Source organism: Methylobacterium sp. Leaf88 (assembly GCF_001422795.1).
In the GTDB taxonomy this organism is placed as follows: Bacteria; Pseudomonadota; Alphaproteobacteria; order Rhizobiales; family Beijerinckiaceae; genus Methylobacterium.
In genome coordinates, this window is record NZ_LMMK01000012.1 from 463,810 (window position 1) to 485,268 (window position 21,459).

19 protein-coding genes are annotated in these 21,459 nt (G+C 70.5%); 9 read left to right on the forward strand and 10 right to left on the reverse strand.

The genetic code is table 11. The annotated features are described in order from the left end of the window. Positions 1–39: 39 nt before the first annotated feature. The 3 genes from ASF20_RS08540 to ASF20_RS08550 form a co-directional block, all read right to left on the reverse strand. Entirely contained in the window at positions 40–1,587 is a 1,548-nt protein-coding gene (locus tag ASF20_RS08540) for a sensor domain-containing diguanylate cyclase (protein ID WP_056272949.1), read from the reverse strand. A gap of 459 nt (positions 1,588–2,046) precedes the next feature. Next, complete coding sequence (locus tag ASF20_RS08545; protein WP_056272952.1) at positions 2,047–3,738, reverse strand: methyl-accepting chemotaxis protein; 1,692 nt, start codon at positions 3,736–3,738, stop codon at positions 2,047–2,049. A gap of 206 nt (positions 3,739–3,944) precedes the next feature. Continuing rightward, positions 3,945–4,847, reverse strand: coding sequence for a LysR family transcriptional regulator (locus tag ASF20_RS08550; RefSeq protein WP_056272956.1), 903 nt, complete (start codon positions 4,845–4,847; stop codon positions 3,945–3,947). 125 nt (positions 4,848–4,972) lie between these two features. On the opposite strand from ASF20_RS08550, the gene ASF20_RS08555 reads away from it, so the two are divergent. The 3 genes from ASF20_RS08555 to ASF20_RS08565 all read left to right on the forward strand — a co-directional run bounded on the left by ASF20_RS08555 (position 4,973) and on the right by ASF20_RS08565 (position 7,208). Beyond that, entirely contained in the window at positions 4,973–5,374 is a 402-nt protein-coding gene (locus ASF20_RS08555) for a DoxX family protein (RefSeq protein WP_056272958.1), read from the forward strand. A gap of 67 nt (positions 5,375–5,441) precedes the next feature. Continuing rightward, complete coding sequence (locus ASF20_RS08560; RefSeq protein WP_056272960.1) at positions 5,442–6,476, forward strand: Atu2307/SP_0267 family LLM class monooxygenase; 1,035 nt, start codon at positions 5,442–5,444, stop codon at positions 6,474–6,476. A gap of 210 nt (positions 6,477–6,686) precedes the next feature. Further along, a complete protein-coding gene (locus ASF20_RS08565; RefSeq protein WP_056273731.1) occupies positions 6,687–7,208 on the forward strand; it encodes a hypothetical protein in 522 nt (173 codons plus the stop codon). 20 nt (positions 7,209–7,228) lie between these two features. On the opposite strand, the gene ASF20_RS08570 is transcribed toward ASF20_RS08565, so the two are convergent. Further along, positions 7,229–8,041 carry a methyltransferase domain-containing protein gene (locus ASF20_RS08570; RefSeq protein WP_082501237.1) on the reverse strand — a complete coding sequence of 271 codons (813 nt, stop codon included), beginning with the start codon at positions 8,039–8,041 and terminating at the stop codon, positions 7,229–7,231. Between the two features lie 71 nt (positions 8,042–8,112). Between ASF20_RS08570 and trmD the strand changes: the two genes are divergently transcribed. Both trmD and ASF20_RS08580 read left to right on the forward strand, forming a co-directional pair. Further along, positions 8,113–8,814, forward strand: coding sequence for a tRNA (guanosine(37)-N1)-methyltransferase TrmD (gene trmD, locus ASF20_RS08575; RefSeq protein WP_056210863.1), 702 nt, complete (start codon positions 8,113–8,115; stop codon positions 8,812–8,814). 74 nt (positions 8,815–8,888) lie between these two features. Next, on the forward strand, positions 8,889–9,644 hold the full coding sequence (locus ASF20_RS08580; protein WP_056272964.1) for a dienelactone hydrolase family protein: 756 nt from the start codon (positions 8,889–8,891) through the stop codon (positions 9,642–9,644). 54 nt (positions 9,645–9,698) lie between these two features. Here the strand turns inward: ASF20_RS08580 and ASF20_RS08585 are convergent, their stop codons facing one another. Next, positions 9,699–10,862 (reverse strand): mandelate racemase/muconate lactonizing enzyme family protein, encoded by a 1,164-nt coding sequence (locus ASF20_RS08585; RefSeq protein WP_056272967.1) that lies wholly within the window; start codon positions 10,860–10,862, stop codon positions 9,699–9,701. A 59-nt stretch (positions 10,863–10,921) separates the two neighbouring features. Beyond that, complete coding sequence (dctA, locus tag ASF20_RS08590; RefSeq protein WP_056272970.1) at positions 10,922–12,256, reverse strand: C4-dicarboxylate transporter DctA; 1,335 nt, start codon at positions 12,254–12,256, stop codon at positions 10,922–10,924. A 148-nt stretch (positions 12,257–12,404) separates the two neighbouring features. Between dctA and ASF20_RS08595 the strand changes: the two genes are divergently transcribed. From ASF20_RS08595 to mtnA, 4 genes are all read left to right on the forward strand, one after another. Beyond that, entirely contained in the window at positions 12,405–13,298 is an 894-nt protein-coding gene (locus ASF20_RS08595) for a LysR family transcriptional regulator (RefSeq protein WP_056272972.1), read from the forward strand. 148 nt (positions 13,299–13,446) lie between these two features. Beyond that, the gene (locus ASF20_RS08600; protein WP_056272975.1) at positions 13,447–14,625 is read left to right on the forward strand and encodes a phosphoserine transaminase; all 1,179 of its coding nucleotides are present in this window, start codon (positions 13,447–13,449) and stop codon (positions 14,623–14,625) included. A gap of 107 nt (positions 14,626–14,732) precedes the next feature. Continuing rightward, complete coding sequence (gene serA / locus ASF20_RS08605; protein WP_056272978.1) at positions 14,733–16,325, forward strand: phosphoglycerate dehydrogenase; 1,593 nt, start codon at positions 14,733–14,735, stop codon at positions 16,323–16,325. Between the two features lie 118 nt (positions 16,326–16,443). Then, the gene (gene mtnA / locus ASF20_RS08610) at positions 16,444–17,541 is read left to right on the forward strand and encodes an S-methyl-5-thioribose-1-phosphate isomerase (RefSeq protein WP_056272980.1); all 1,098 of its coding nucleotides are present in this window, start codon (positions 16,444–16,446) and stop codon (positions 17,539–17,541) included. Between the two features lie 4 nt (positions 17,542–17,545). Here the strand turns inward: mtnA and ASF20_RS08615 are convergent, their stop codons facing one another. The 4 genes from ASF20_RS08615 to ASF20_RS08630 all read right to left on the reverse strand — a co-directional run bounded on the left by ASF20_RS08615 (position 17,546) and on the right by ASF20_RS08630 (position 21,218). Then, complete coding sequence (locus ASF20_RS08615; protein ID WP_056272983.1) at positions 17,546–18,541, reverse strand: MaoC family dehydratase; 996 nt, start codon at positions 18,539–18,541, stop codon at positions 17,546–17,548. 84 nt (positions 18,542–18,625) lie between these two features. After that, on the reverse strand, positions 18,626–19,723 hold the full coding sequence (gene ychF / locus ASF20_RS08620) for a redox-regulated ATPase YchF (RefSeq protein ID WP_056272986.1): 1,098 nt from the start codon (positions 19,721–19,723) through the stop codon (positions 18,626–18,628). A 67-nt stretch (positions 19,724–19,790) separates the two neighbouring features. After that, entirely contained in the window at positions 19,791–20,399 is a 609-nt protein-coding gene (gene pth, locus ASF20_RS08625) for an aminoacyl-tRNA hydrolase (RefSeq protein ID WP_056210839.1), read from the reverse strand. 126 nt (positions 20,400–20,525) lie between these two features. Continuing rightward, entirely contained in the window at positions 20,526–21,218 is a 693-nt protein-coding gene (locus ASF20_RS08630; protein ID WP_056210838.1) for a 50S ribosomal protein L25/general stress protein Ctc, read from the reverse strand. Positions 21,219–21,459: the final 241 nt, after the last annotated feature.

Sequence of the window (21,459 nt, forward strand, 5' to 3'; positions counted from 1 at the left end):
CTGCGATCTCCGCACCCGGCCGCGCGACGCACACGGCCCTCAGGCGGCGTCGGCCTGCGCGCCCGGTGCCCCCTCGCCCGGTGCGCACGCGCTCCACGGCGGACCGATGCAGGTCCGGTTGCGACCACTCCCCTTCGCGGCGTAGAGCGCCGCGTCGGCGACGCGGTAGAGCTCTCTGGCCCCTCTCGCCCCCGCGCGGACCGACGCGGTGCTGGCCAGGCCGATGCTCACCGTCAGGGCGCCCGCCGGGATGCCGGCGGCGGGAAGCCCGAGGCGGCGGACTTCGGCATGGACGGCCTCGGCCACCCGCTGGGCGCCCGCCCCGTCCGTTCCGGCGAGCAGCATCACGAACTCCTCGCCGCCCACCCGGCAGACGAGATCGCCCGGGTGGCGCGCACTCGCCAGGAGGCAGCGCGCCAATCCCTGCAGGACCTCGTCCCCGACGGCGTGTCCGTGGCGGTCGTTCACGGCCTTGAAGTGATCGGCGTCGATGACCAGCAGGGAGAACGGCGCGCCGCCGGAGCGACCCGACCGTTCGACATCCGCCAGGGCCTCCTCGAAGCGGCGCCGGTTCGGCAGGCCGGTCAGCGGATCGGTGAGGGAGAGGCGCGCCAGTTCCACCTGCATCCGTCCCCGGTGCCGGAGCTCGCGCCCGAAGAGCAGCGAAAGGCCGGCGCAGAGCCCGCACAGGATCGACACGATGCTGCCGATCACCAGCGCCTTGGCGCGCCACTCGGCATCGATCTCGTCGGGCGCCAGGGTCACGGCGAGGATCAGGGGGAGGTCGCCGATCCGCGTGAAGGTGTGGTGGCGCGGCTCGCTGCTGCGGACGGCGCTGCCGAGGAAGCTGCCGCTGCCCTCCCGCACGAAGCGCTGAAAGGACGGCGAGGCCGCGACGCTGTCCCCAATCGCGCCTTCGAAGAAGGGGTGCCGCATGATGCGCCGCCCGTCTCGGGCGTAGAGGTTGATCGCGCCCTTGGCGCCGAGGGCGAGATTGGCGAACAGGCGGCTGAAATAGGTGAGCTTCAGGGAGGCCTGGACCACGCCCCCGAAGCTGCCGTCCGGCTTGTTGATCCGGCGACTGAGCACGATGATGGGGACGCCGAGCATCCGAGAGGTCATGGGCTCGCTGATGAACAGGCCGAGGTCGGGCCGGTCGCGATGGGCGCGGAAATAGCTGCGGTCGGCGTTGTTCAGGGGCCGGGCCGGGACCGCGTTCGCGTCGTAGACGGTGTCGCCGTTCTCGTCGACCACGAGGAAGACCCCCATGTCCCGTGCCGTGACGGCCCGGTCGAAGAGGATGAGCTGGCGCAGGGCCGGACTCACGGCCGAGAAGCCCGGCGCCGCGAGGTTGTCGACGGCGCCGCGCAGGGAGAGGTCGACGATCTCGACGTTGCGCGCGATGTCGCGTTCGATGACCTGAAGCAGGTTGCGGGACGTCTGCGCGGCCTTGTCCCAGGCATCGTTGCGCAGATCGACCAGCATCAGGCCGGACACCACGAGGAGGCCGAGAGGCGCCAGGACGCCGAGTCCGATCCAGGCTCGCGCCGCGCTCAGGCGGCTCGTGAGATCCGGCAGCATCCGCATCGGCGACTCCGAAACCTCCGGTTGTGCATTCCGGACTCAGATGCCACGGAAAGTCCTAAGCAGAGCTTGTCGGTCCCCAAGCCGGAAACCGACGCGGTGACGCCGGAGCCCATTTGTCTCAGCAAACCACTTCGGGACGCCGAGGCCGGGAGCCGCCGGGCGGTTCCGCGGCCTGGGGGGCCCGGTGGGGCACCTTTTCGGGTCACATGACGCGGCGATCCGACCCGGAGGAAGGGCATGGCCCCGGCCGAATCAGGCCCCGCCTGGGCTGCCGCATGCCCGCTCCGGTCGAGTCCGACGGCACCTGTCACGCGAGGGTCCCCTCTCCAGGACGGAGAGGGACGGGGTGGAGTGTGGAACCGCGTCGGATGGGGCATGCCCCTCACCCCGGCCCTCGCCCGCACGGAAGAGGGGTCCTGATCCGACCGAGCCACCCGAGGCCATTCACCGAACGGGGTCTCAGGCGGCGCGGACGCCCGAGAGGAACCGGCTCACCTCGGCGCCGAGGTGCTCGGACTGGCGCGACAGCTCGGAGGCCGAGGCGAGCACCTGCGTGGCCGCCGCACCGGTCTCCTCCGAGGCCCTGGCCACGCCCGAGATGTTGCCGGTGACCTCGCTCGTGCCCTGGGCCGCCTGGGCGACGTTGCGCACGATCTCCTGGGTGGCGGCCCCCTGCTGCTCGACCGCCGCGGCGATGCCGCTCGCCATTCCGTCGATCTCGCGGATCCGGCCGGTGATGCCCCCGATCGCGGAGACCGCCTGGTCGGTGACGCCCTGGATCTCGCCGATCTGGCGCGCGATCTCCTCCGTCGCCCGGGCGGTCTGCCCGGCCAGCTCCTTGACCTCCGTGGCAACCACCGCGAAACCCCGCCCCGCTTCGCCGGCCCGCGCCGCCTCGATGGTGGCGTTCAGTGCCAGCAGGTTGGTCTGCCCGGCGATGTTCGAGATCAGCCCGACCATGTCGCCGATTCGGGCCGAGGTGGTCCGCAGGGCCTGGACGAGCTGGCCCGTCTGATCCGCCTCGCCGACGGCCGCCTGCGCGAGCCCCGCCGAGCCCTGAACCTGTCGGCCGATTTCCTGGACCGAGGAGCCGAGTTCCTCGGCGGCGGCCGCCACGGTGCCGACGTTCGACGCGGCCTCCTCGGCCGCCGCCGCGACCTGGCTGGACTGGGCCGCCGTCTCCTGGGCCGTCGCAGTCATCTGCTGGGCCGTCGCCTGCAACTCCGTCGCCGAGGACGAGACGAGACCGACGATGCCGCCCACGGCGCGCTCGAAGTCGTCCGCAAGCTCGATCATCGTGCGCCTGCGTTCCGTCACCGCGGCCGCGTCGGCGATGCGGCGGATCTCGGCCTGCTCGGCCGCCTTCTGCGCCACCATCGTCTTGATGCCCTCAACCGCGCGGGCGACCGCGCCGACCTCGTCGCCGCGGCACGCCTCCGGGATCGTCGCCTCGAAGGAGCCCTGCGCCATGCGCTCGAGAACGCCGACCAGGCTGGCCAGCGGCCGGGTGATCCCCAGGATGCCCACGAAGGCGGCGGTCAGGAGGCCGGCGAGCATGCCGAGGGTGCTGAACAGGATCAGGCTGTGGCGGGTGGCATTGGTCTGGGCGGTCAAATCGGCCGAGCCCTTCTCCATCGACGCGGCGATGTCCTCGCCGAGCTGGCTGCCTTCCTGGACCATGAGGGCGAAGGTCGGGTCGATGGCGCGGTGCACCAGAACGATGGCCTCCGCGTTCCGGTTCGCCGTCCCCAGCCGGCGGACCTCGGACACGTCTTGCACGAACCGCTCGACGCGCGCGGTCTGCGCCTCGACGCGGGTGCCGAAGGACGGGGCCTGCAGACGCAGGTCGGCGAGGGCCTGGCGCATCGGCGCGAGCGTGGCCTCGAATCCGTCATTGGCCGCCTTCATCTGGGCGTCGTCGGTTTCCGCGATGACCCGGTAGACCCAGTAATTCATCTCGAAAACGAGCCGGTTCACCCGGCGGGCGGTCGCCGCACCCTTGGCATCGCGCGAGATGAACAGACTATAGGCATCGTCGATCTCCGTCATGCGCCCCTGAGCGAACCAGACACAGACGCCGACCATTAGGGCGATGAGCGCTACGATGGCTCCCAGCTTCGGTAAAATCTTGACCCTGGATAAAAATGACATGGGAGCACCCCGATTTTTCGGTCAAGATCCAGCACGCCGATTAAAGTTTGATGGAGATTGCGGAGGATTTCGTCTTCTAGATGAACTGAAACCCGTCATTTCGAGAAGCCCGGTGGTGCGGATCGATCCGAGACCGCTCGAAGCCGCGGATCATCCCCGATCCAGCTCGGCGCGAGCGCGGCCGAGGCCCACTCGCCTGCCCCGGATCAGGCGCCCGGGGAGACGTCGCGGAGCTGGCCGATGAGCCAGCGGCCGGCCGGGCCCGGCGGACGCTCCATCGGGTAGACGGCCCACATCGGCAGGAACAGACCGCCCTTCGGCAGGGCGGCGACGTCGAGGCGCACGAGCTGACCGTTGGCGAGATCCTCGGCCACCACGTCCAGGGGCATGCCGCCCCAACCGAGGCCGGAGCGCAGGAAGGCGTGCTTCGATCCGAGGTCGGCGAGCCGCCAGGTGCGCGGCGAGAACACGCCGAATTCCCGCCCCTTGGTCAGGTCGCTGCGGTCGGTCAGAACGAGCTGGACCTGTTCGGCGAGGTCGGCGGTGGCGATCGGGCCGGTCCGGCGGGCGAGCGGGTGAGCGGGCGCCGCGACCATCACGAGTTCGATCTGCCGCAGGGGCTCGCGGGCAAGTTCGGGAGGCAACAGGGGCGTCGCCCCCGCCACCGCGAAGGCGCAGCGTCCGTCGAGGACCGGCGCGATCACCGCCCCCAGGGTCTCGACCTGAATGCGCAGGGGCGTCTCGGGGAAGGCCGGCTGGAAGGCCGCGACCGCCTGCGTCACCACCTGGATCGGAAACAGCACGTCGAGGACGATGCTCACCTCCGGCTCCAGGCCGCCGGCGAGGTCGCGGGCCTGCGCCTTGAAGGTCTCGGCGGCCGCCACCGTGGCGCGCGCATGGGCCAGGAGCACGCGCCCGGCCTCGGTCAGCACCGGGTACCGGCTGGCGCGGTCGAACAGCTTCACCCCCGACTGCGCTTCCAGGTTGGCCAGGGACTGGCTCACCAGGGACTGCGCGCGTCCGAGCTTGCGTCCGGCGGCCGAGAAGCTGCCGGTGTCCACGGCGGCCACGAAGGTGCGGAGCTGATCGAGGGTGAGCGGGTCGAGCATCCATCTGCCTGGGTGATGGGACGCATCGAATGATAGAGGCTTCGCTGAGAGAAGGCCACCACCTAGATCGGGACTCACAGCCGAGCCGCTCCGGCCCCGGCGATCGCAGACCCGGATGATCCCCCATGACCCTCGCCCTCACCGCCTCTCCCGCTCCCACGCGCGCCCGCACCGTCTCGGCCTGGGCGCTGCAGGGTCTCCTCGCCCTCGTCTTCCTCGCGGCGGGCGGCGCCAAGCTCGCCAGCGCGCCGATGATGGTGCAGGTCTACGACCTCATCGGCGTCGGCCAGTGGTTCCGGATCGTCACCAGCCTCGTGGAGGTCGCCGGCGCCGTCGCCCTGCTGATCCCGGGCTTCGCGGGCCTCGCCGCCCTCTGGCTCGCCGCCACCATGGTGGGCGCCGTGATCGCCCACCTGGTCGTCCTGCCCACGCCCGCCGCCCCGGCCGCGGTGCTCCTCGTCCTGACCGCGACCCTGGCCTGGCTGCGCCGGGACCAGACCCGCTCGGTCCTGGGCCTGCGGCGCTGATCGGCGGAAACCCTTCGCTGCCCGTCGCCCCCGCGTCACGTCGCCCCCGCCCGCGAGAAACCCCACCATGGACATCGGCATCGACAGCTTCGCCGTCACCCTCCCCGATCCGAAGACGGGCCGGACCCTCTCGGCGGCCGAGCGCATGGAACGCCTGCTCGACGAGGTCAAAGCCGCCGACCGCTCCGGCCTCGACGTGTTCGGCATCGGCGAGCATCACCGGGCGGAGTTCCTCGACGCCGCCCCCGCCGTCATCCTGGCGGCCGCGGCTGCCCGCACCCGTCGCATCCGCCTGACCAGCGCCGTGACCGTGCTGAGCGCGGCCGATCCGGTGCGGGTCTTCCAGGACTTCGCCACCCTCGACCTGATCGCCCGGGGCCGCGCCGAGATGGTGGTCGGACGGGGCTCCTTCGGCGAGGCCTACCCGCTGTTCGGCTTCGCGGCCGAGGACTACGACGCCCTGTTCGCGGAGAAGCTCGAGCTGCTGCTCGCCCTGCGCGCGCAGACCCACGTCACTTGGCGGGGCCGCTTCCGCCCCCCGCTCACCGGACAGGGCGTCTACCCGCGCCCGCACCAGGAGCGCCTCCCGATCTGGGTCGGCGTGGGCGGGACGCCGGCCTCCTTCGCCCGCGCCGGCACCCTCGGCCTGCCCCTGATGGTGGCGATCATCGGCGGCCGCTTCGAGCGCTTCCGGCCCCTGGTGGAGCTCTACCGCGAGGCCGGCCGCCGAGCCGGGCACGCCCCCGAGACCCTGAAGGTCGGCGTCCACGCCATCGGCTTCGTCGCCGACACCGACCGCGCGGCCCGGGAGGCGTTCTATCCGGGCTGGGCCGCGATGTTCGGCAAGATCGGGGCCGAACGCGGCTGGCCGAGTTCCGGCCTCGAGGAGCAGTTCGCCGCCATGTGCGGGCCCGGCGGGTCCTACCTCATCGGCGCCCCGGAGACGGTCGCCGCGAAGGTGCGGGCCGCCGACGCCGTCCTCGGCGGCCTGTCCCGCCTCACCTTCCAGATGAGCTCGGCGATGCAGGAGCCGGAGGCGATGCAGCGCTCCATCGCCCTGCTGGGCACCGAGGTGAAGCCGCGGCTGACGGCGGCCGCCTGACGCTCCCGCCCCGTCACCGCCTCGCCGAATCGTGAAACCCGGATAACCGGCCGTTAAGAGTCGCGTGGGTATATTTCCCACGTATCGACGGCCGGGCTTTCCCGGTGCCCCGAACCCCCGTGCGCCCCCATGAGCACCATCGCCTCCGCGGCCTCCCCGGTTTTCGCCCCGCGGCCGCCACCGCGCCCTCACGGGGCGATGAAGGAGCAGATGGCGTCGACCATCTCCAGCGAACTGTCCGCCGGCGCCCTGAGCGGCACGGACGCCACCGCCCTCACCTCGGCCCTCACCGCGATCGACACGGGTTTGTCCGCGTCGTCGAGCGGAAAGGCCGCCGGGGGAGCGGCGACAGCGCGCGATCCGGCCTCCCTGACGGACCGGATCGACGGACTGATCGCGGATCAGGTCAGCGCCGGCACCCTCACGGACGATCAGGCGGGCGCGCTGAAATCCCTCTTCGCCAGCGGCGGGCAGAGCACGCGCGCGTCGCAGGCCGACGGTGCGCGCGAGGCGGGCGGCCCGCCCCCAGGTCCGCCGCCGGACGGCGCGGCGTCCGGTTCGGATGACGGCACGACGAACGGCTCCGCCACGCGCGCCTCGGTCAGCGACCTCCTGAGCAGCTTCATCAAGCAGCTGCAGAGCGTCCAGGCCGCCGGGTCCGCCTACGGCGCCAACGGAACCAACCGCACCAGCAGCGCGTCGTCGGCCCTGGTTCTCGACACCAGCGCCTGACGGCGGCGTCGCCCGGGCGCTCACCGCGCGCGCTGGGCCGCCCCGTCTCTGCCGCCCCGGGTGGTCTCGTCCCGGCAGGGCCGGATGGCACCCGGATTCGGCCGCTCGGCGGCGGCGGGCGCCGCGAAGATCGCGAGGTAGCCGACGCCGCCCTCCAGCACCGAGAAGCCGGTCTGACGGTATCCGGCGGCCGTCAATTCGCAGGCGAGCAGCGCCGGCGGCGTGCCGTGCCGCGAGGGCACGTCGTCGGCGTCGACGATCCCGATCCGGCCGCCCGGCTTCATCATCGGCGCGAGGTTGTGGAGCAGGCCGAAGGGCTGGGCGATCTCGTGGTACATGTGGACCAGCACGGCGGCGTCGAGGGAGGCCGGCGGCAGGCGTGGATCGTGCGGCTCGCCACGCACCACCGTGACGTTGGTGAGCGCGCTCTTGGCGATGCGCCCCTCCAGCCCTACCAGGTAGCGCGGCGTCACGTCCTCGGCGTAGACGTGTCCCTGGGGACCGACCCGCTCGGCCATCCGCACCGTGTAGTAGCCGCTGCCCGCGCCGATATCGGCGACACTCTGGCCGGCCGCGATGCCCATGAGCCGCATCACCTGCCCGACCTCGTCGACCGAATCGCGCTGCGCCTCCGAGGCCCAGAGCGGGGCGACGATCTCGGCCACCGGCCGGTCGGGCTTCGGGAAGGCCGCGGCGGGCGTACCCGCCGGAGCCAGGGGCTCGGCCGCCCGGACGGGCCGCAACAGGCCGAACCCCGTCAGGGCCAGCGCCAGGGTGACGGTCCGGACGAGGGCAACGAGGAGCCGGGGACGGAGCGAGGGGGAAGCGGCCATGCAGGCTTAACCCGCCGCCGCCGGATCGGTGCCACGTTGACCCGGCGCGCCTCCGCGCGCCAGTAAGCACCATGACCGCCAGTCCCTGGAACGCCACCGTCCTCACCCTCTATCCGGAGATGTTTCCGGGGCCGCTCGGGGTGTCCCTGTCCGGGGATGCGCTGGCGCGGGGCACCTGGAGCCTGGAGGCCCGCGACATCCGCGAGCACGGCCTAGGCCGGCACCGGGCGGTGGACGACACCCCCGCCGGGGGCGGCGCCGGCATGGTGCTGCGCTGCGACGTCCTCGCCGCCGCCATCGATGCGGCGGGCGCGCCCGACGATCCCCGGCCCCGGCTCCTGATGAGCCCACGGGGCCGGCCTCTCACGCAGGCGCGCGTCCGGTCCTTGAGCGCGGGGCCCGGCGTGCTCGTCGTCTGCGGCCGCTTCGAGGGCGTGGACGAGCGCGTGATCGCCGGGCGCGGCCTCGAGGAGGTCTCCATCGGCGACTACATCCTCTCCGGCGGCGAGATCGCCGCCCTTGTGGTGCTCGACGCCTGCGTGCGCCTCCTGCCCGGCGTGATGGGCAAGCTCGCCTCCGGCGAGGAGGAGAGCTTCGAGACGGGCCATCTCGAATACCCGCACTACACCCGCCCCCGGGACTGGGAGGGCCGGGCGATCCCGGACGTCCTCACCGGCGGCAACCACGGCGCCATCGCGCGATGGCGCCGGGCCGAGGCCCTGCGCCTCACCCAGGAGCGCCGACCCGACCTGCTACGCTCCCGCGAGGACTGACGCGTCGCCTCCGGCCGGGTTGCCCCGCCACCCGCACCGGGCATAGTCGCCGGGATCCGAACCGGGAGAGGCCGATGCCGAACGAGCGCGTAACGATCCGGACGCCCGACGGGGATTGCCCGATGGACGTCCTGGTGCCCCCCGGCCACGGGCCGTGGCCGGCGGTGATCCTCTACATGGATGCCGGGGGAATCCGGCCTGCGATGCGCGACATGGCCCGGCACCTGTCCGAGGCCGGCTACGTCGTCGCCCTGCCGGATCTCTTCTACCGCTACGGGCCCTACGGCCCCTTCGTGCCGCGGGAGGTCTTCGCCAGCGACTTCCGCGCAACCCTCGGCCCGCTGATGGCCACGACCGATCCCCAGAAGGCGGCGAGGGATACGGACGCGATCCTGGCCTATCTCGATACGCGCGCCGACGTCGCGGGCGCGACCGTCGGTGCCGTGGGCTTCTGCATGGGTGGCGGCGTGGCGCTGGCCGCGGCGGGGCGGAACCCGGATCGCTTCGCGGCGGTGGCCAGCTTCCACGGCGGCAACCTCGCCACCGACGCACCGACGAGCCCGCACCGGTTCGTCGCGAAGCTGCGGGCGGAGGTCACCATCGCGGCGGCCGAGAACGATGGCAGCTACCCGCCCGCGATGGCCGAGCGCCTGGAGGAGGCCCTGACGCAGGCGGGCGTCCGGTACACTACCCGGATCTACCCGGCCGCCCACGGCTGGATGATGCCGGACTTCCCCGTCTACGACGCCGAGGCCGCCGCGCAGGGATGGGACGCGCTGCTTGCCCTGTTCAGCCGAACCCTGCCGGACGGCCCCCGCGCGGGCGCATGAGGCGTGCGCGGACCGCGCGGGACACCGCCGTCCCGCACGGCCCACGCGACCGCTTCAGGCGGCGAGGTCGCGCATCACCGCGATGAGGTCCGACTTGCCCTCGAAGCCGATGCCGGGAAGCTCGGGCATGACGATGTGCCCGGCCTCGACCCGCACCCCGTCCGGGAAGCCGCCATAGGGCTGGAACAGGTCCGGATAGCTCTCGTTTCCGCCGAGGCCGAGGCCCGCCGCGATGTTGAGTGACATCTGGTGCCCACCATGCGGGATGCAGCGCTTCGGCGACCAGCCGAACTGCTCCAGCACGTCGAGGGTGCGCAGGTACTCCACCAGGCCGTAGGACAGGGCGCAGTCGAACTGCAGCCAGTCGCGGTCCGGGCGCATGCCGCCGTAGCGCAGGAGGTTGCGGGCGTCCTGATGCGAGAACAGGTTCTCGCCCGTGGCCATCGGACCCGGATAGAACTCCGACATCGCCGCCTGCAGGGCGTAGTCGAGGGGATCGCCGATCTCCTCGTACCAGAACAGCGGGTACTGGCGGAGCATCTTGGCGTAGGCGATGGCGGTCTCGAGGTCGAAGCGCCCGTTCACGTCGACGGCGAGCTGCGCGGCCGAGCCGATCTCCGCGAGCACCGCCTCGATGCGGCGCTGGTCCTCCGCGATCGGAACGCCGCCGATCTTCATCTTCACCACGGTGTAGCCGCGGTCGATGTAGCTGCGCATCTCGGCGCGCAGCTGGGTGTCGTCCTTGCCCGGATAGTAGTAGCCGCCCGCCGCGTAGACGAAGACGCGCGGGTCGGCCTCGATGCCCTTCTGCTCGGCGAGCATCCGGAACAGCGGCTTGCCGGCGATCTTGGCGGTCGCGTCCCAGATCGCCATGTCGAGGGTGCCCACCGCCACCGAGCGCTCGCCGTGGCCGCCGGGCTTCTCGTTGGTCATCATCGCCGCCCAGAGCTTGTGCGGGTCGAGGTTGTCGCCGGCCGCGTTCAGCACGCTCTTGGGGTCGGCTTCCAGGAGGCGGTTGCGGAAGCGCTCGCGGATGAGGCCGCCCTGGCCGTAGCGGCCGTTCGAGTTGAAGCCGTAGCCCACCACCCGGCGGCCGTCGCGCTCGACGTCGGTGACGACGGCGACGAGGCTGGCGGTCATCTTCGAGAAGTCGATGTAGGCGTTGCGGATGGGCGAGGCGATCGGCTTGGTGACCTCGCAGACGTCGACGATGCGCATGGGGACTCTCCTGGGTTCACTGGACGGAGGGAAATGGGTGGGGTGACGGGGGCGCGGCCTCAGGAGGCGAGCGCGGCGGGCAATGCCCGATCGGGTCCCGGCCGGGTCTCGGCCGGAACGACGTCGGCGGCGGCGATGGCGGCCCGGTTGCGGTAGGCCTCCTCGGCCCTGCCGCGATCGAAGGCGCCCTCCCACTGGGCGATCGCGATGGTGGCCACCGCGTTGCCGATGAGGTTGGTGACCGCCCGCGCCTCGTTCATGAAGCGGTCGACGCCGAGCAGGAGCACGAGGCCGGCGACCGGGACGGTGTGGAGGCTCGACAGGGTGGCGGCGAGGGTGACGAACCCGGCCCCGGCCACGCCCGCGGAGCCTTTCGAGGTCAGGAGCAGCACCCCGAGGACGACGAGCTGGTCGCCGAGGCCCAGCGGCGTGTTGGTGGCCTGCGCCACGAAGATCGCCGCCATGGTCAGGTAGATGCAGGTGCCGTCCGCGTTGAAGGTGTAGCCCGTGGGCAGCACCAGGCCGACGACGGATTTCTCGCAGCCCAGCCGTTCCAGCTTGGCCATCATGCGCGGCATGACGGCCTCGGTGGAGCAGGTCCCGAAGGTGATGAGGATCTCGTCCTTGAAGTAGCTCAGCACCTTGGCGAGGGAGAACCCGGTCCAGGCGCAGACCGAGCCGAGCACCAGCACGACGAACAGGATCGACGTGGCGTAGACGCCGAGCATCAGGTAGGCGAGCGACCAGACGGTGCCGAACCCGTACTTGCCGATGGTGAAGGCGACCCCCGCCCCGGCCCCGATGGGGGCCAGCCGCATCACCATGGCGACGACGCGGAACAGCGCGTCGAGCAGGCTGTCGATGACGGCGACCACCGGCTTGCCGCGCTCGCCGGCCTGGACCAGGGCGAGGCCGAGCAGCAGCGAGATCAGGATGATCTGCAGCATGGCGCCCTTGGCGAAGGCATCCACGATGGTGGTGGGGATGATGTCCATCAGGAAGCCGACGAAGCCCGGCTGCGCCTCGGCCCGCTTGGCGTAGGCGGCGATGGCGCTGCCGTCGATGTGGCTGGCGTCGATGTTCATGCCCACGCCCGGCTGCATCAGGTTGACCACGACGAGGCCGATGACGAGGGCGAGCGTCGAGACGACCTCGAAGTAGACGAGCGCCCGCACGCCGATGCGCCCGACCTCCTTCATGTTGCCCATCTTGGCGATGCCGACGACGATGGTGCCGAAGATGACCGGCGCGAGCAGCATCTTGATCAGCTTGATGAAGCCGTCGGCCAGGGGCTGGAGCGTCACGGCGACCTCCGGCAGCAAGACGCCGACGAGACCACCCAAGACGATCGCAATGAAGACCTGAACATAGAGCCTGCCGAGCCATGACTTCATGCTCTGTTTCCTCTCATCTACCACGTTCTGGGCAGTTTCCTCGGTGATCCCTCTTGTGGGGCTTGGCGTTTTGCTTACGCCTGGACAGCCGCGCTCGGCCAATGCCATGTTCGGTTCGCGCTATGCAGGGACGGCATCGGACGGGCGGATGGACCTGGACTGGCTGAAGGACTTCCTCGCGCTGGCCGAGCAGAAGACGTTCTCGCGCGCGGCCGAGGCGCGGAGCGTGACGCAGCCCGCCTTCAGCCGCCGCATCCGGGCCCTGGAGGACTGGGTCGGTACGCCCCTGTTCCTGCGCGGGGCGCAGGGGGCGACGCTGACGCCGGCCGGACTCCACTTCCAGCCGGCGGCCCAGGACCTGCTGCGGAGCCTCGAGCGGGCGCGGCGGGAGGCGCAGGGGGTCGGCGCCCAGGACACCGCGACGCTGTCGATCGCGGCGACGCACGCCCTGTCCTTCACGTTCTTCCCGGGCTGGGTCCGGCAGATCATGCAGTCCCGGATGCTCGGGACCCTGAACCTCGTCTCGGACAGCATGGAAGCCTGCGAGCAGATCATGCTGTCGGGCGAGGTCCACTTCCTGCTCTGCCACTTCCACGCGGATGCGCCGACGCGCTTCGATCCGGACCGGTTCAAGAGCGTGCGGGTCGGGCACGACCTCCTCGTTCCGCTCTGCGCGCCGGCCCCGGGCGGCGCGGGCACCTGGTCGCTGCCCGGATCGCCCGACGACCCGATCCCCTACCTGGCCTACAGTCAGGCCTCGGGCCTCGGGCGCATCCTCGCGAGCTGCCGGACGGACGCGTCGCTCCACCTCGCGACCCGCTTCACCTCGCACCTCGCCGCGACGCTGACGACCATGGCGCGCGAAGGCCACGGCGTCGCCTGGCTGCCGCAGACGGTGGCGGCCGAGGACCAGGCCCGCGGCCGCCTCCGGCGCGCCGGGCCCGACCCCTTCGACGTGCCCATCGAGATCCGGCTGTTCCGATCGCCGGAGTGCCGCAACCACGCCGCCGACGCGCTCTGGGCCTATCTCCGCGACACGTGACCCGCGCCGTCATCGGGAGACCCGTTTCGCCCCGGCTCGTGTGCGGTCCGATCCCGGCCGGGCGGACGACCGCTTGCGTCCCGTGCGGCGCGGGTCCATTGGCGTCGGCGGGCCACTCCTCCCCAACGAGGAGCTCTCATCTGGAAGGATGACGCACGTGACCAACCGACCCGCCACGCGCCCCCGCGTGCCGAATTTCTCCTCCGGCCCCTGCACCAAGCGTCCGGGCTGGAGCCTCGAGGCCCTGGCCGACGCGCCGCTGGGCCGCTCGCACCGCTCGGCCATCGGCAAGGCCAAGCTCAAGGAGGCCATCGACCTCACCCGCAGCGTCCTGCAGGTGCCGGCCGATTACCGGATCGGCATCGTGCCGGCCTCCGACACCGGCGCCGTCGAGATGGCGATGTGGTCGATGCTGGGCCCGAAGACCGTCGAGGTCGTCGCCTGGGAGGCCTTCGGCCTCGAATGGGTCACCGACGCCCTGAAGGAACTGAAGATCGCGCCGCGGGTGCATGTCGGCGATTACGGCGTCCTGCCCGACCTGTCGGCCGTCGACACCCGACGCAACGACGTCATCTTCACCTGGAACGGCACCGCCGCCGGCGTCCGCGTGCCCAACGGCGACTGGATCGCCGCCGACCGCGAGGGCGTCACCATCTGCGACGCCACCTCGGCGGCCTTCGCGATGCCGCTGGACTGGGCCAAGCTCGATGTCGTCACCTTCTCCTGGCAGAAGGTCATGGGCGGCGAGGCCGCGCACGGCATGATCGTGCTCTCGCCCCGCGCCGTCGCCCGCATCGAAGCGAACGTCCCCGCCTGGCCGGTCCCGAAGGTCTTCCGCCTGGCCAAGGACGGCAAGCTGATCGAGGGCATCTTCAAGGGCGACACCATCAACACGCCCTCGATGCTGGCGGTCGAGGATTACCTCGATACCCTGAAATGGGCCGCGCGCATCGGCGGCCTGCCGGCGCTGCACGCCCGGGCCGACGCCAACGCCCGGGTCATCCACGACTGGGTGGCGCGGACGCCCTGGATCGGCCACCTCGCGGCCGATCCCGGCACCTACAGCAACACCGGGATCTGCCTCGTCCTCACCGACCCGGGCATCCTCGCCATGGGCGACGCCGTCGTCGGTGCGGTCGCCAAGGGCATCGCCGACACCCTGGACCGCGAGGGCATCGCCTTCGACATCGGCGCCTACCGGGATGCTCCGGCCGGCCTCAGGATCTGGTGCGGCGGCACGGTCGAGTCCGCGGACCTCGAGGCCCTGACCCCGTGGCTCGACTGGGCCTTCGCGTCCGAGAAGGCGAAGCTCGCCCGGGCCGCCTGACGCCCGCGCGACCTCGACGTCACCCGCGTCGTATACCGTGCGCGCGACGGAGCCGCTGTCCGGCCCCGTTGCGCGTCGGTCCTCCCCCGCCCGAGCCGGACACCGCCATGCCCGCGCCCAAGGTGCTCATCTCCGACGCCCTCTCCGAAGCCGCCGTGCAGCGCCTGCGCGACCGCGGCCTCGACGTCGACTTCCGGCCCGAGCTCGGCCGGGATCGCGACGCCTGCGCCGCCCTGATCGGTGCCTATGACGGTCTCGCGATCCGCTCCACCACCAGGGTCACGGCCAAGCTGCTGGCGCGGGCCGACCGTCTGAAGGTGGTCGGGCGCGCCGGAATCGGGGTCGACAACGTCGACGTGGCGGCGGCCACCGCCCGCGGCGTCATCGTGATGAACACCCCCTTCGGCAACGCGATCACCACCGCCGAGCACGCCATCGCGATGATGTTCGCCCTCGCCCGGCAGATCCCGCAGGCCGACGCCTCGACTCAGGCCGGCCGCTGGGAGAAGGCCCGCTTCATGGGCACGGAGCTGACGGGCAAGACCCTGGGGATCATCGGCTGCGGCAACATCGGCGCCGTCGTCGCCGACCGGGCGATCGGTCTCAAGCTCAAGGTGATCGCCTACGATCCCTACCTCACGCCGGAGCGCGCCGCCGAGATCGGCGTCGAGAAGCGCGAACTCGACGCGCTTCTCATGCGGGCCGACCTGATCAGCCTGCACGTCCCCCTGACCGAGCGGACCCGGAACATCCTCTCGGCCGACGCCCTGGCGCGGACGAAGCCGGGCGTCCGCATCATCAACTGTGCCCGCGGTGGCCTGGTCGACGAGGTCGCACTGCGCGCTGCCCTCGAGTCCGGCCGGGTCGGGGGCGCCGCCTTCGACGTGTTCGCGACCGAGCCGGCTTACGAGAACCCGCTCTTCGGGCATCCGAACGTGGTCTGCACGCCCCATCTCGGCGCCGCGACGAAGGAGGCGCAGGAGAACGTCGCCCTGCAGATCGCGGAGCAGATGGCGGACTACCTCCTGCAGGGCGCCGTCGTGAACGCCGTCAACACGCCGTCGATCTCGGCCGACGAGGCGCCGCGCCTGAGACCCTTCGTGGAGCTGGCCGAGAACCTCGGCTCGTTCCTGGGCCAGCTCACCGACGCGCCGATCCACGGCATCCGGGTGACGTATGAAGGCGCGGTAGCGGCGATGAACACCCGCGCACTCACGGCGGCCGCCGTCACCGGCGTGCTCCGCCCCGTCCTGTCGGGCATCAACATGATCTCCGCCCCGGCGGTGGCGCGCGAGCGCGGCATCCGTGTCGAGGAGGTCACCCGCGCCGGCGGGGCACCCGATTTCGGATCGGTGATCCGCATCACCGTCGAGGCCGAGGACATGCCCCGCGATGCCGCCGGCACGGTCTTCCACGACGGCAAGCCGCGCATGATCGAGATCCGCTCCATTCCGATCGATTCCGCCTTCGCAGAGCACATGCTGTACGTGCGCAATCACGACCAGCCGGGCTTCATCGGACGCTTCGGCAGCGCGCTCGGCGCAGCCGGCGTCAACGTGGCGACGTTCGCCCTCGGACGCGATGGGATGGGCGGCAATGCCATCTGTTTCTGCGCCGTCGATGCGCCGGTCTCGACGGACGTTCTGGCTAGCATCGCCGCGATCCCACAGGTGAAGCGGGTGCGGCCGCTGCGGTTCTGAGAATTTTGCGGTCTCGACAGATCGGGCCGCAAGCTGGCCTCCCGACCGCATTCTGACGTAAACGCCGTCCAACGACGAGGCTTCTCGGCCTCGAAACCGCCAGCATCCGGATCCCCCCATGAAGATCGACGGCAAGCCCTACCGCACCATCTTCCCCGCAGAGGACGGCGCCTCCGTAGCAGTGATCGACCAGACCCGCCTGCCCTTCGCCTTCGAGCTGAAGACGCTGTCCACCCTGGACGAGGCCGCGGTGGCGATCCGCACCATGGTCGTGCGCGGCGCACCGCTCATCGGTGTCACGGCCGCCTATGGGCTCGCGCTCGGCCTGCGCGCGGATGCCTCCGAAGCCGGGCTCGACCGGGCCGTGGCGATCCTCGCCGCCACGCGGCCGACCGCAATCAACCTGCGCTGGGCCCTCGACCGTGTCGCCGCCAAGCTTCGCACGGTGCCGGCGGCCGAGCGCGCAGCCTTCGCCTACGCGGAGGCCGGCCGCATCGCCGAGGAGGACGTGGAGAGTTGCCACGCCATCGGCGTCCATGGTGCACAGATCCTGAGCGACCTGCATCGACAAAAGAATCGGACCATCAACGTACTGACCCACTGCAACGCCGGCTGGCTCGCGACAGTGGATTGGGGAACGGCCCTGGCACCCATCTACGTGGCGCACGATGCCGGCGTGCCGGTCCACGTTTTCGTGGACGAGACCCGCCCTCGGAACCAGGGCGCGGCCCTGACGGCGTTCGAGCTCAACGCGCACGGCGTCCCGCACACCGTCATCGCCGACAATGCCGGCGGTCACCTCATGCAGCACGGTGCCGTCGACGTCTGCATCGTCGGCTCTGATCGTACCACGGCCTCGGGTGACGTCTGCAACAAGATCGGCACCTACCTGAAGGCGCTGGCCGCCAGCGACAACCAGGTGCCGTTCTACGCCGCCCTGCCCTTCTCGACGATCGATTGGACCCTGGACGACGGCGTGCGCGAGATCCCCATCGAGGAGCGCGACGGACGCGAGGTCACGCATCTCACCGGGCGTCTGGCCGATGGCGGCTTCGCCACCGTCGAAGTTGTCTCGCCGGGAAGCCCTGTGGCGAACCCCGCCTTCGACGTGACGCCGGCACGCCTCGTCACCGGTCTCATCACGGAGCGCGGCGTCGCCGCGGCCGATGCCGAGGGGCTTCTCGGCCTTTACCCGGAACGGCGCAAGGCCGCCTGACGCCTCAGGCGTCGGATGCCCATTGCCAGAACACAGAGCCAGTGAAGGCGAAGACTTTCTCGCCGCGCTGGTTCACACCAGTGTTCTGGTGGGAGGCGAGGCCCCAGCCGGGGCGCGACGCGGTCTCGCGCTTGTCGATCAGGGTACAGCTGTATCGGATCGTGTCGCCGGCATAGACCGGCGCCAGCCAGCGCATGTCGCGAAAGCCCGGTGAGGGACCGAGTTGCGGGACCGGACCGGTCTTCGCCGTATGGGCGATGTCGCGGCCGCGGGTGATGTGGAGACGTTTCATCCAAGCGGCAGCGGTATGCCAACCGGAGGCGCAGAGCGCGCCGAAATGGGTGTGCTGAGCGGCCTCCGGGTCGAGATGGAACGCCTGCGGGTCGTAGGCTTGCGCGAAGGCCATGACCGCCTCCGGCGTGAAGTTGTGGCCGCCGAGATCCCGCACGGCACCGATGGGTGTCGCTTCGAGGAAGTGGAGCTGTTCGGCATCGTCGGGCTCTGCGGACGGCACGGCGTCCGCAGGCGATACGGCCCGCGGCGGCAAGGAGGCTACGCCGCGCCGCGGAAACATCACCGTGAAGATCTGTGTCATCACGCGCTCGCCATCCCCGTTCAGGACGGTCATCGCGAAACCGACGAAGCCGCGGTCCGGCTTCGAGTTCGAGGCCCGGCAGGTGTCGACCCGGACCGAGATGCTCAGGCGATCGCCCGGCAGCACCGGCCGGAGCCAGCGCAGCTCGTTAATCCCGGGCGAGCCCATCGAGGTAGCGCCGCGGAAGACATGCTTCTGCAGGAGACGCATCCCGAAGCCGGCGGTCTGCCAGCCGGAGCCGATCAGCTGACCGACGAAGGTTTCCTTGGCGGCCTCCGGGTCGAGGTGGAACGGTTGCGGGTCGAATTCCTGAGCGAAGGCAATGATCTCGGCTTGCGTCACCGTCAGCGGACCACCCTCGATCACCCTACCGGGCGTGAAGTCCTCGAAGGTGATGCCGGTCATGCGGATCCTTTCAGGCGCTGGAACTCGACGGGCCGAGGGACGGCCCGCCGATGCGGGAGCGAGGCCGCCCTCGCCCGTGTCAGATCAGTTGGCGAAGCGGAAATGCAGCACGTCGCCGTCCTGCACCACGTATTCCTTGCCTTCGAGGCGGAACTTGCCGGCCTCCTTGGCGCCGGCCTCACCCTTCAGGCTCGTATAATCGTGGAAGGCGATGGTCTCGGCGCGGATGAACCCCTTCTCGAAGTCCGTATGGATCACGCCGGCGGCGGCGGGAGCCCGGGTGCCTTTTTCGATGGTCCAGGCGCGCGCTTCCTTGGGCCCCACCGTGAAGTAGGTGATGAGGCCGAGAAGCTCGTAGCCGGCGCGGATGACACGGTTCAGGCCGGGCTCGGCGAGACCGACAGCCTCTAGGAAATCGCCCTGGTCGCCGAGCGGCATCACGGCGATCTCGCTCTCGATCTTGGCGGAGACAACGACCGCCTTGGCGTCTTCCGCCTTGGCGCGGGCCATCACGGCATCCGAGTAGGCGTTGCCCTTGTCGGCATCGCCTTCATCGACGTTGCAGACATAGAGGACGGGTTTCGCCGTCATTAAGCCGAGGCTCTGGAACAGGTGCTCCTCCTCGGGCTTACGCTGCACGAGGCGCGCGGGCTTGCCTTCGCGCAGCAGCGGCAGGGCACGCTGGACGAGATCGAGGGTCTCCTTGGCCTCCTTGTCGGCGCCCTTGGCCTTCTTCTCGAGAGCGATGACGCGCTTCTCGAGGCTGTCGAGGTCGGCGAGCATCAGCTCGGTCTCGATCGTCTCGATGTCGGCCGCTGGGTCGACCTTGCCCTCGACATGCGTCACGTCGCCGTCGGTGAAGCAGCGGACCACATGCGCGATGGCGTCGACCTCGCGGATGTTGGCGAGGAACTGGTTCCCCAGGCCTTCGCCCTTCGAGGCGCCGCGCACGAGGCCGGCGATATCCACGAACGTGAGCCGGGTCGGAATGATTTCCTTCGAGGCTGCGATCCTGGCGAGATCGTCGAGACGCGGATCCGGCACCGCCACCTCGCCGACATTCGGCTCGATCGTGCAGAAGGGATAGTTCGCCGCCTGCGCCGCCGCCGTCTGCGTCAGCGCATTGAAAAGGGTCGACTTGCCGACGTTCGGCAGGCCGACGATGCCGCATTTGAAGCCCATGGGTCACCTGTCCGTTCGCGGGTCCGCTGAAAAGCTGCCCGCGTGAAATCCGATGTCACCGCTGCGGTCAATCGCGCGCGTTGACCTGTTTGACGTCGTCCCAGCCGCGCCCCGCCATGGCGAGGTGGACCTTGTTCTGAAAGCTCGCATCCTCGCCACCGGCCAGCAGGGGCGCATGGTCGGCGATGGCCCGGCAGAGGTCGTCGACCCAAGCCTCCTCCGCCTTGCCGAAGTTATTCAGCACGTAGGCGTGCACCAGAGCCTTGTCCCCTGGATGTCCGATACCGAGGCGGACCCGGCGGTAATCGTTGCCGCATTGCGCCGTGATCGAGCGCAGCCCATTGTGGCCGGCATTGCCCCCCCCCGTCTTCACCCGCAGCTTGGCCGGGGCGAGATCCAGTTCGTCGTGCAAGACGATGACGTCAGAGAGGGCGATCTTGTAGAAGCGCTGCGCTTCCTGCACGGCACGACCGGATTCGTTCATGAAGGTCTGCGGCTTCAGCAGGATCGCCCGCTCGGACCCGAGGGCCACTTCGGCGATCTCCCCCTGGAACTTTTGGCGCCACGGTCCGGCGCGGTGCACGCGCGCAATCTCGTCCACGGCGAGGAAGCCGATATTGTGGCGGTTCCTGGCGTAGCGTGGGCCGGGATTGCCGAGGCCGACGATCAGGCGCATTGCGCGAATCGATCCAGACAGGTTTTCGCATCGGAACGCCGCGGGCGTCCCCGGAAACGGAGATGCCCCGGCCTGATGGCCGGGGCACCCGCAGGGATGGGGTGAGACAGGGCTTGCGCCCCAGGCTCAATCCTCCTTCTTCTCGTCCTCGCCGGCCTCCTCGGTGGCCTCTTCTTCGGCCTTCTCCTCGGCGGCCTCGGCGGACTGCGCCTCGGCGATCGCGGCCTCTTCGGCCTCGACCTCGGCGCCAAGCACGGTCGGCGGCACGATGTTGGCGACGGTGGCGTCGGGCTCACCGGTGAAGGTGGCGCCGGACGGCAGCTTCACGTCGGTGATGTGGATGGCATCGCCGATATCACGGCCGGTTAGATCGATCTCGATGGCATCCGGGATCGCGTCGGGCGCAACCTCGAGCGCAAGCGTGTGAAGCACGACGTTGAGCGTGCCGCCCTTCTGCTTGATGCCGGGGGCCGCGTCCTCGTTCAGGAAGTGGACCGGGACCTCGACCGTGATCGACTGGCCGGCGACGACGCGCAAAAAATCGACGTGGATCGGCACGCCGGACACCGGATCCAGGTGGAAGTCGCGCGGGATTGCGCGAGTCTTCTTGCCGCCCGCATTGATCTCGAACAGGGTGGTCTTGAAGCCACCAGCGTAGATCAGCGTGCGGACGCGGACCAGGTCGACGGCGATGGACTGCGGAGCCTGACCGCCACCATAGATGACGGCGGGAACTTGACCCTGGCGACGAACGGCCCGGGCGGCCCCCTTGCCGACCCGGTCGCGTGCCACGGCCTCAAGCGTCTTGACTGCGCTCATGGCGTGATCCTTTTGAAAATGAAAATCTCGGGAAAACGCGAAAGGCCGCCCGAAACGGACGGCCATGCCCCGATCCCCGAAGCGCCCGTGCCTCCAAGGGTGTCTGGCGGGCGCTGGCGCGGCCTATACCCGCAAGTAACGCGCGGCGCAACCGAGGCGTCGTCCGGACGCGGTCATTTGGTCGCGAGCCGATCGCCCCAAGGCGATCCATCCGACCCGGATCCGCATCGTGGACCGAAGC

What these genes read in the sequence shown, in the direction of transcription:
- ASF20_RS08540 (WP_056272949.1), bottom strand. Translation starts at nt 1,587, where the DNA reads ATGCGGATGCTGCCGGATCTCACGAGCCGCCTGAGCGCGGCGCGAGCC.
- ASF20_RS08545 (WP_056272952.1), bottom strand. Translation starts at nt 3,738, where the DNA reads ATGTCATTTTTATCCAGGGTCAAGATTTTACCGAAGCTGGGAGCCATC.
- ASF20_RS08550 (WP_056272956.1), bottom strand. Translation starts at nt 4,847, where the DNA reads ATGCTCGACCCGCTCACCCTCGATCAGCTCCGCACCTTCGTGGCCGCC.
- ASF20_RS08555 (WP_056272958.1), top strand. Translation starts at nt 4,973, where the DNA reads ATGACCCTCGCCCTCACCGCCTCTCCCGCTCCCACGCGCGCCCGCACC.
- ASF20_RS08560 (WP_056272960.1), top strand. Translation starts at nt 5,442, where the DNA reads ATGGACATCGGCATCGACAGCTTCGCCGTCACCCTCCCCGATCCGAAG.
- ASF20_RS08565 (WP_056273731.1), top strand. Translation starts at nt 6,687, where the DNA reads ATGGCGTCGACCATCTCCAGCGAACTGTCCGCCGGCGCCCTGAGCGGC.
- ASF20_RS08570 (WP_082501237.1), bottom strand. Translation starts at nt 8,041, where the DNA reads ATGGCCGCTTCCCCCTCGCTCCGTCCCCGGCTCCTCGTTGCCCTCGTC.
- trmD (WP_056210863.1), top strand. Translation starts at nt 8,113, where the DNA reads ATGACCGCCAGTCCCTGGAACGCCACCGTCCTCACCCTCTATCCGGAG.
- ASF20_RS08580 (WP_056272964.1), top strand. Translation starts at nt 8,889, where the DNA reads ATGCCGAACGAGCGCGTAACGATCCGGACGCCCGACGGGGATTGCCCG.
- ASF20_RS08585 (WP_056272967.1), bottom strand. Translation starts at nt 10,862, where the DNA reads ATGCGCATCGTCGACGTCTGCGAGGTCACCAAGCCGATCGCCTCGCCC.
- dctA (WP_056272970.1), bottom strand. Translation starts at nt 12,256, where the DNA reads ATGAAGTCATGGCTCGGCAGGCTCTATGTTCAGGTCTTCATTGCGATC.
- ASF20_RS08595 (WP_056272972.1), top strand. Translation starts at nt 12,405, where the DNA reads ATGGACCTGGACTGGCTGAAGGACTTCCTCGCGCTGGCCGAGCAGAAG.
- ASF20_RS08600 (WP_056272975.1), top strand. Translation starts at nt 13,447, where the DNA reads ATGACGCACGTGACCAACCGACCCGCCACGCGCCCCCGCGTGCCGAAT.
- serA (WP_056272978.1), top strand. Translation starts at nt 14,733, where the DNA reads ATGCCCGCGCCCAAGGTGCTCATCTCCGACGCCCTCTCCGAAGCCGCC.
- mtnA (WP_056272980.1), top strand. Translation starts at nt 16,444, where the DNA reads ATGAAGATCGACGGCAAGCCCTACCGCACCATCTTCCCCGCAGAGGAC.
- ASF20_RS08615 (WP_056272983.1), bottom strand. Translation starts at nt 18,541, where the DNA reads ATGACCGGCATCACCTTCGAGGACTTCACGCCCGGTAGGGTGATCGAG.
- ychF (WP_056272986.1), bottom strand. Translation starts at nt 19,723, where the DNA reads ATGGGCTTCAAATGCGGCATCGTCGGCCTGCCGAACGTCGGCAAGTCG.
- pth (WP_056210839.1), bottom strand. Translation starts at nt 20,399, where the DNA reads ATGCGCCTGATCGTCGGCCTCGGCAATCCCGGCCCACGCTACGCCAGG.
- ASF20_RS08630 (WP_056210838.1), bottom strand. Translation starts at nt 21,218, where the DNA reads ATGAGCGCAGTCAAGACGCTTGAGGCCGTGGCACGCGACCGGGTCGGC.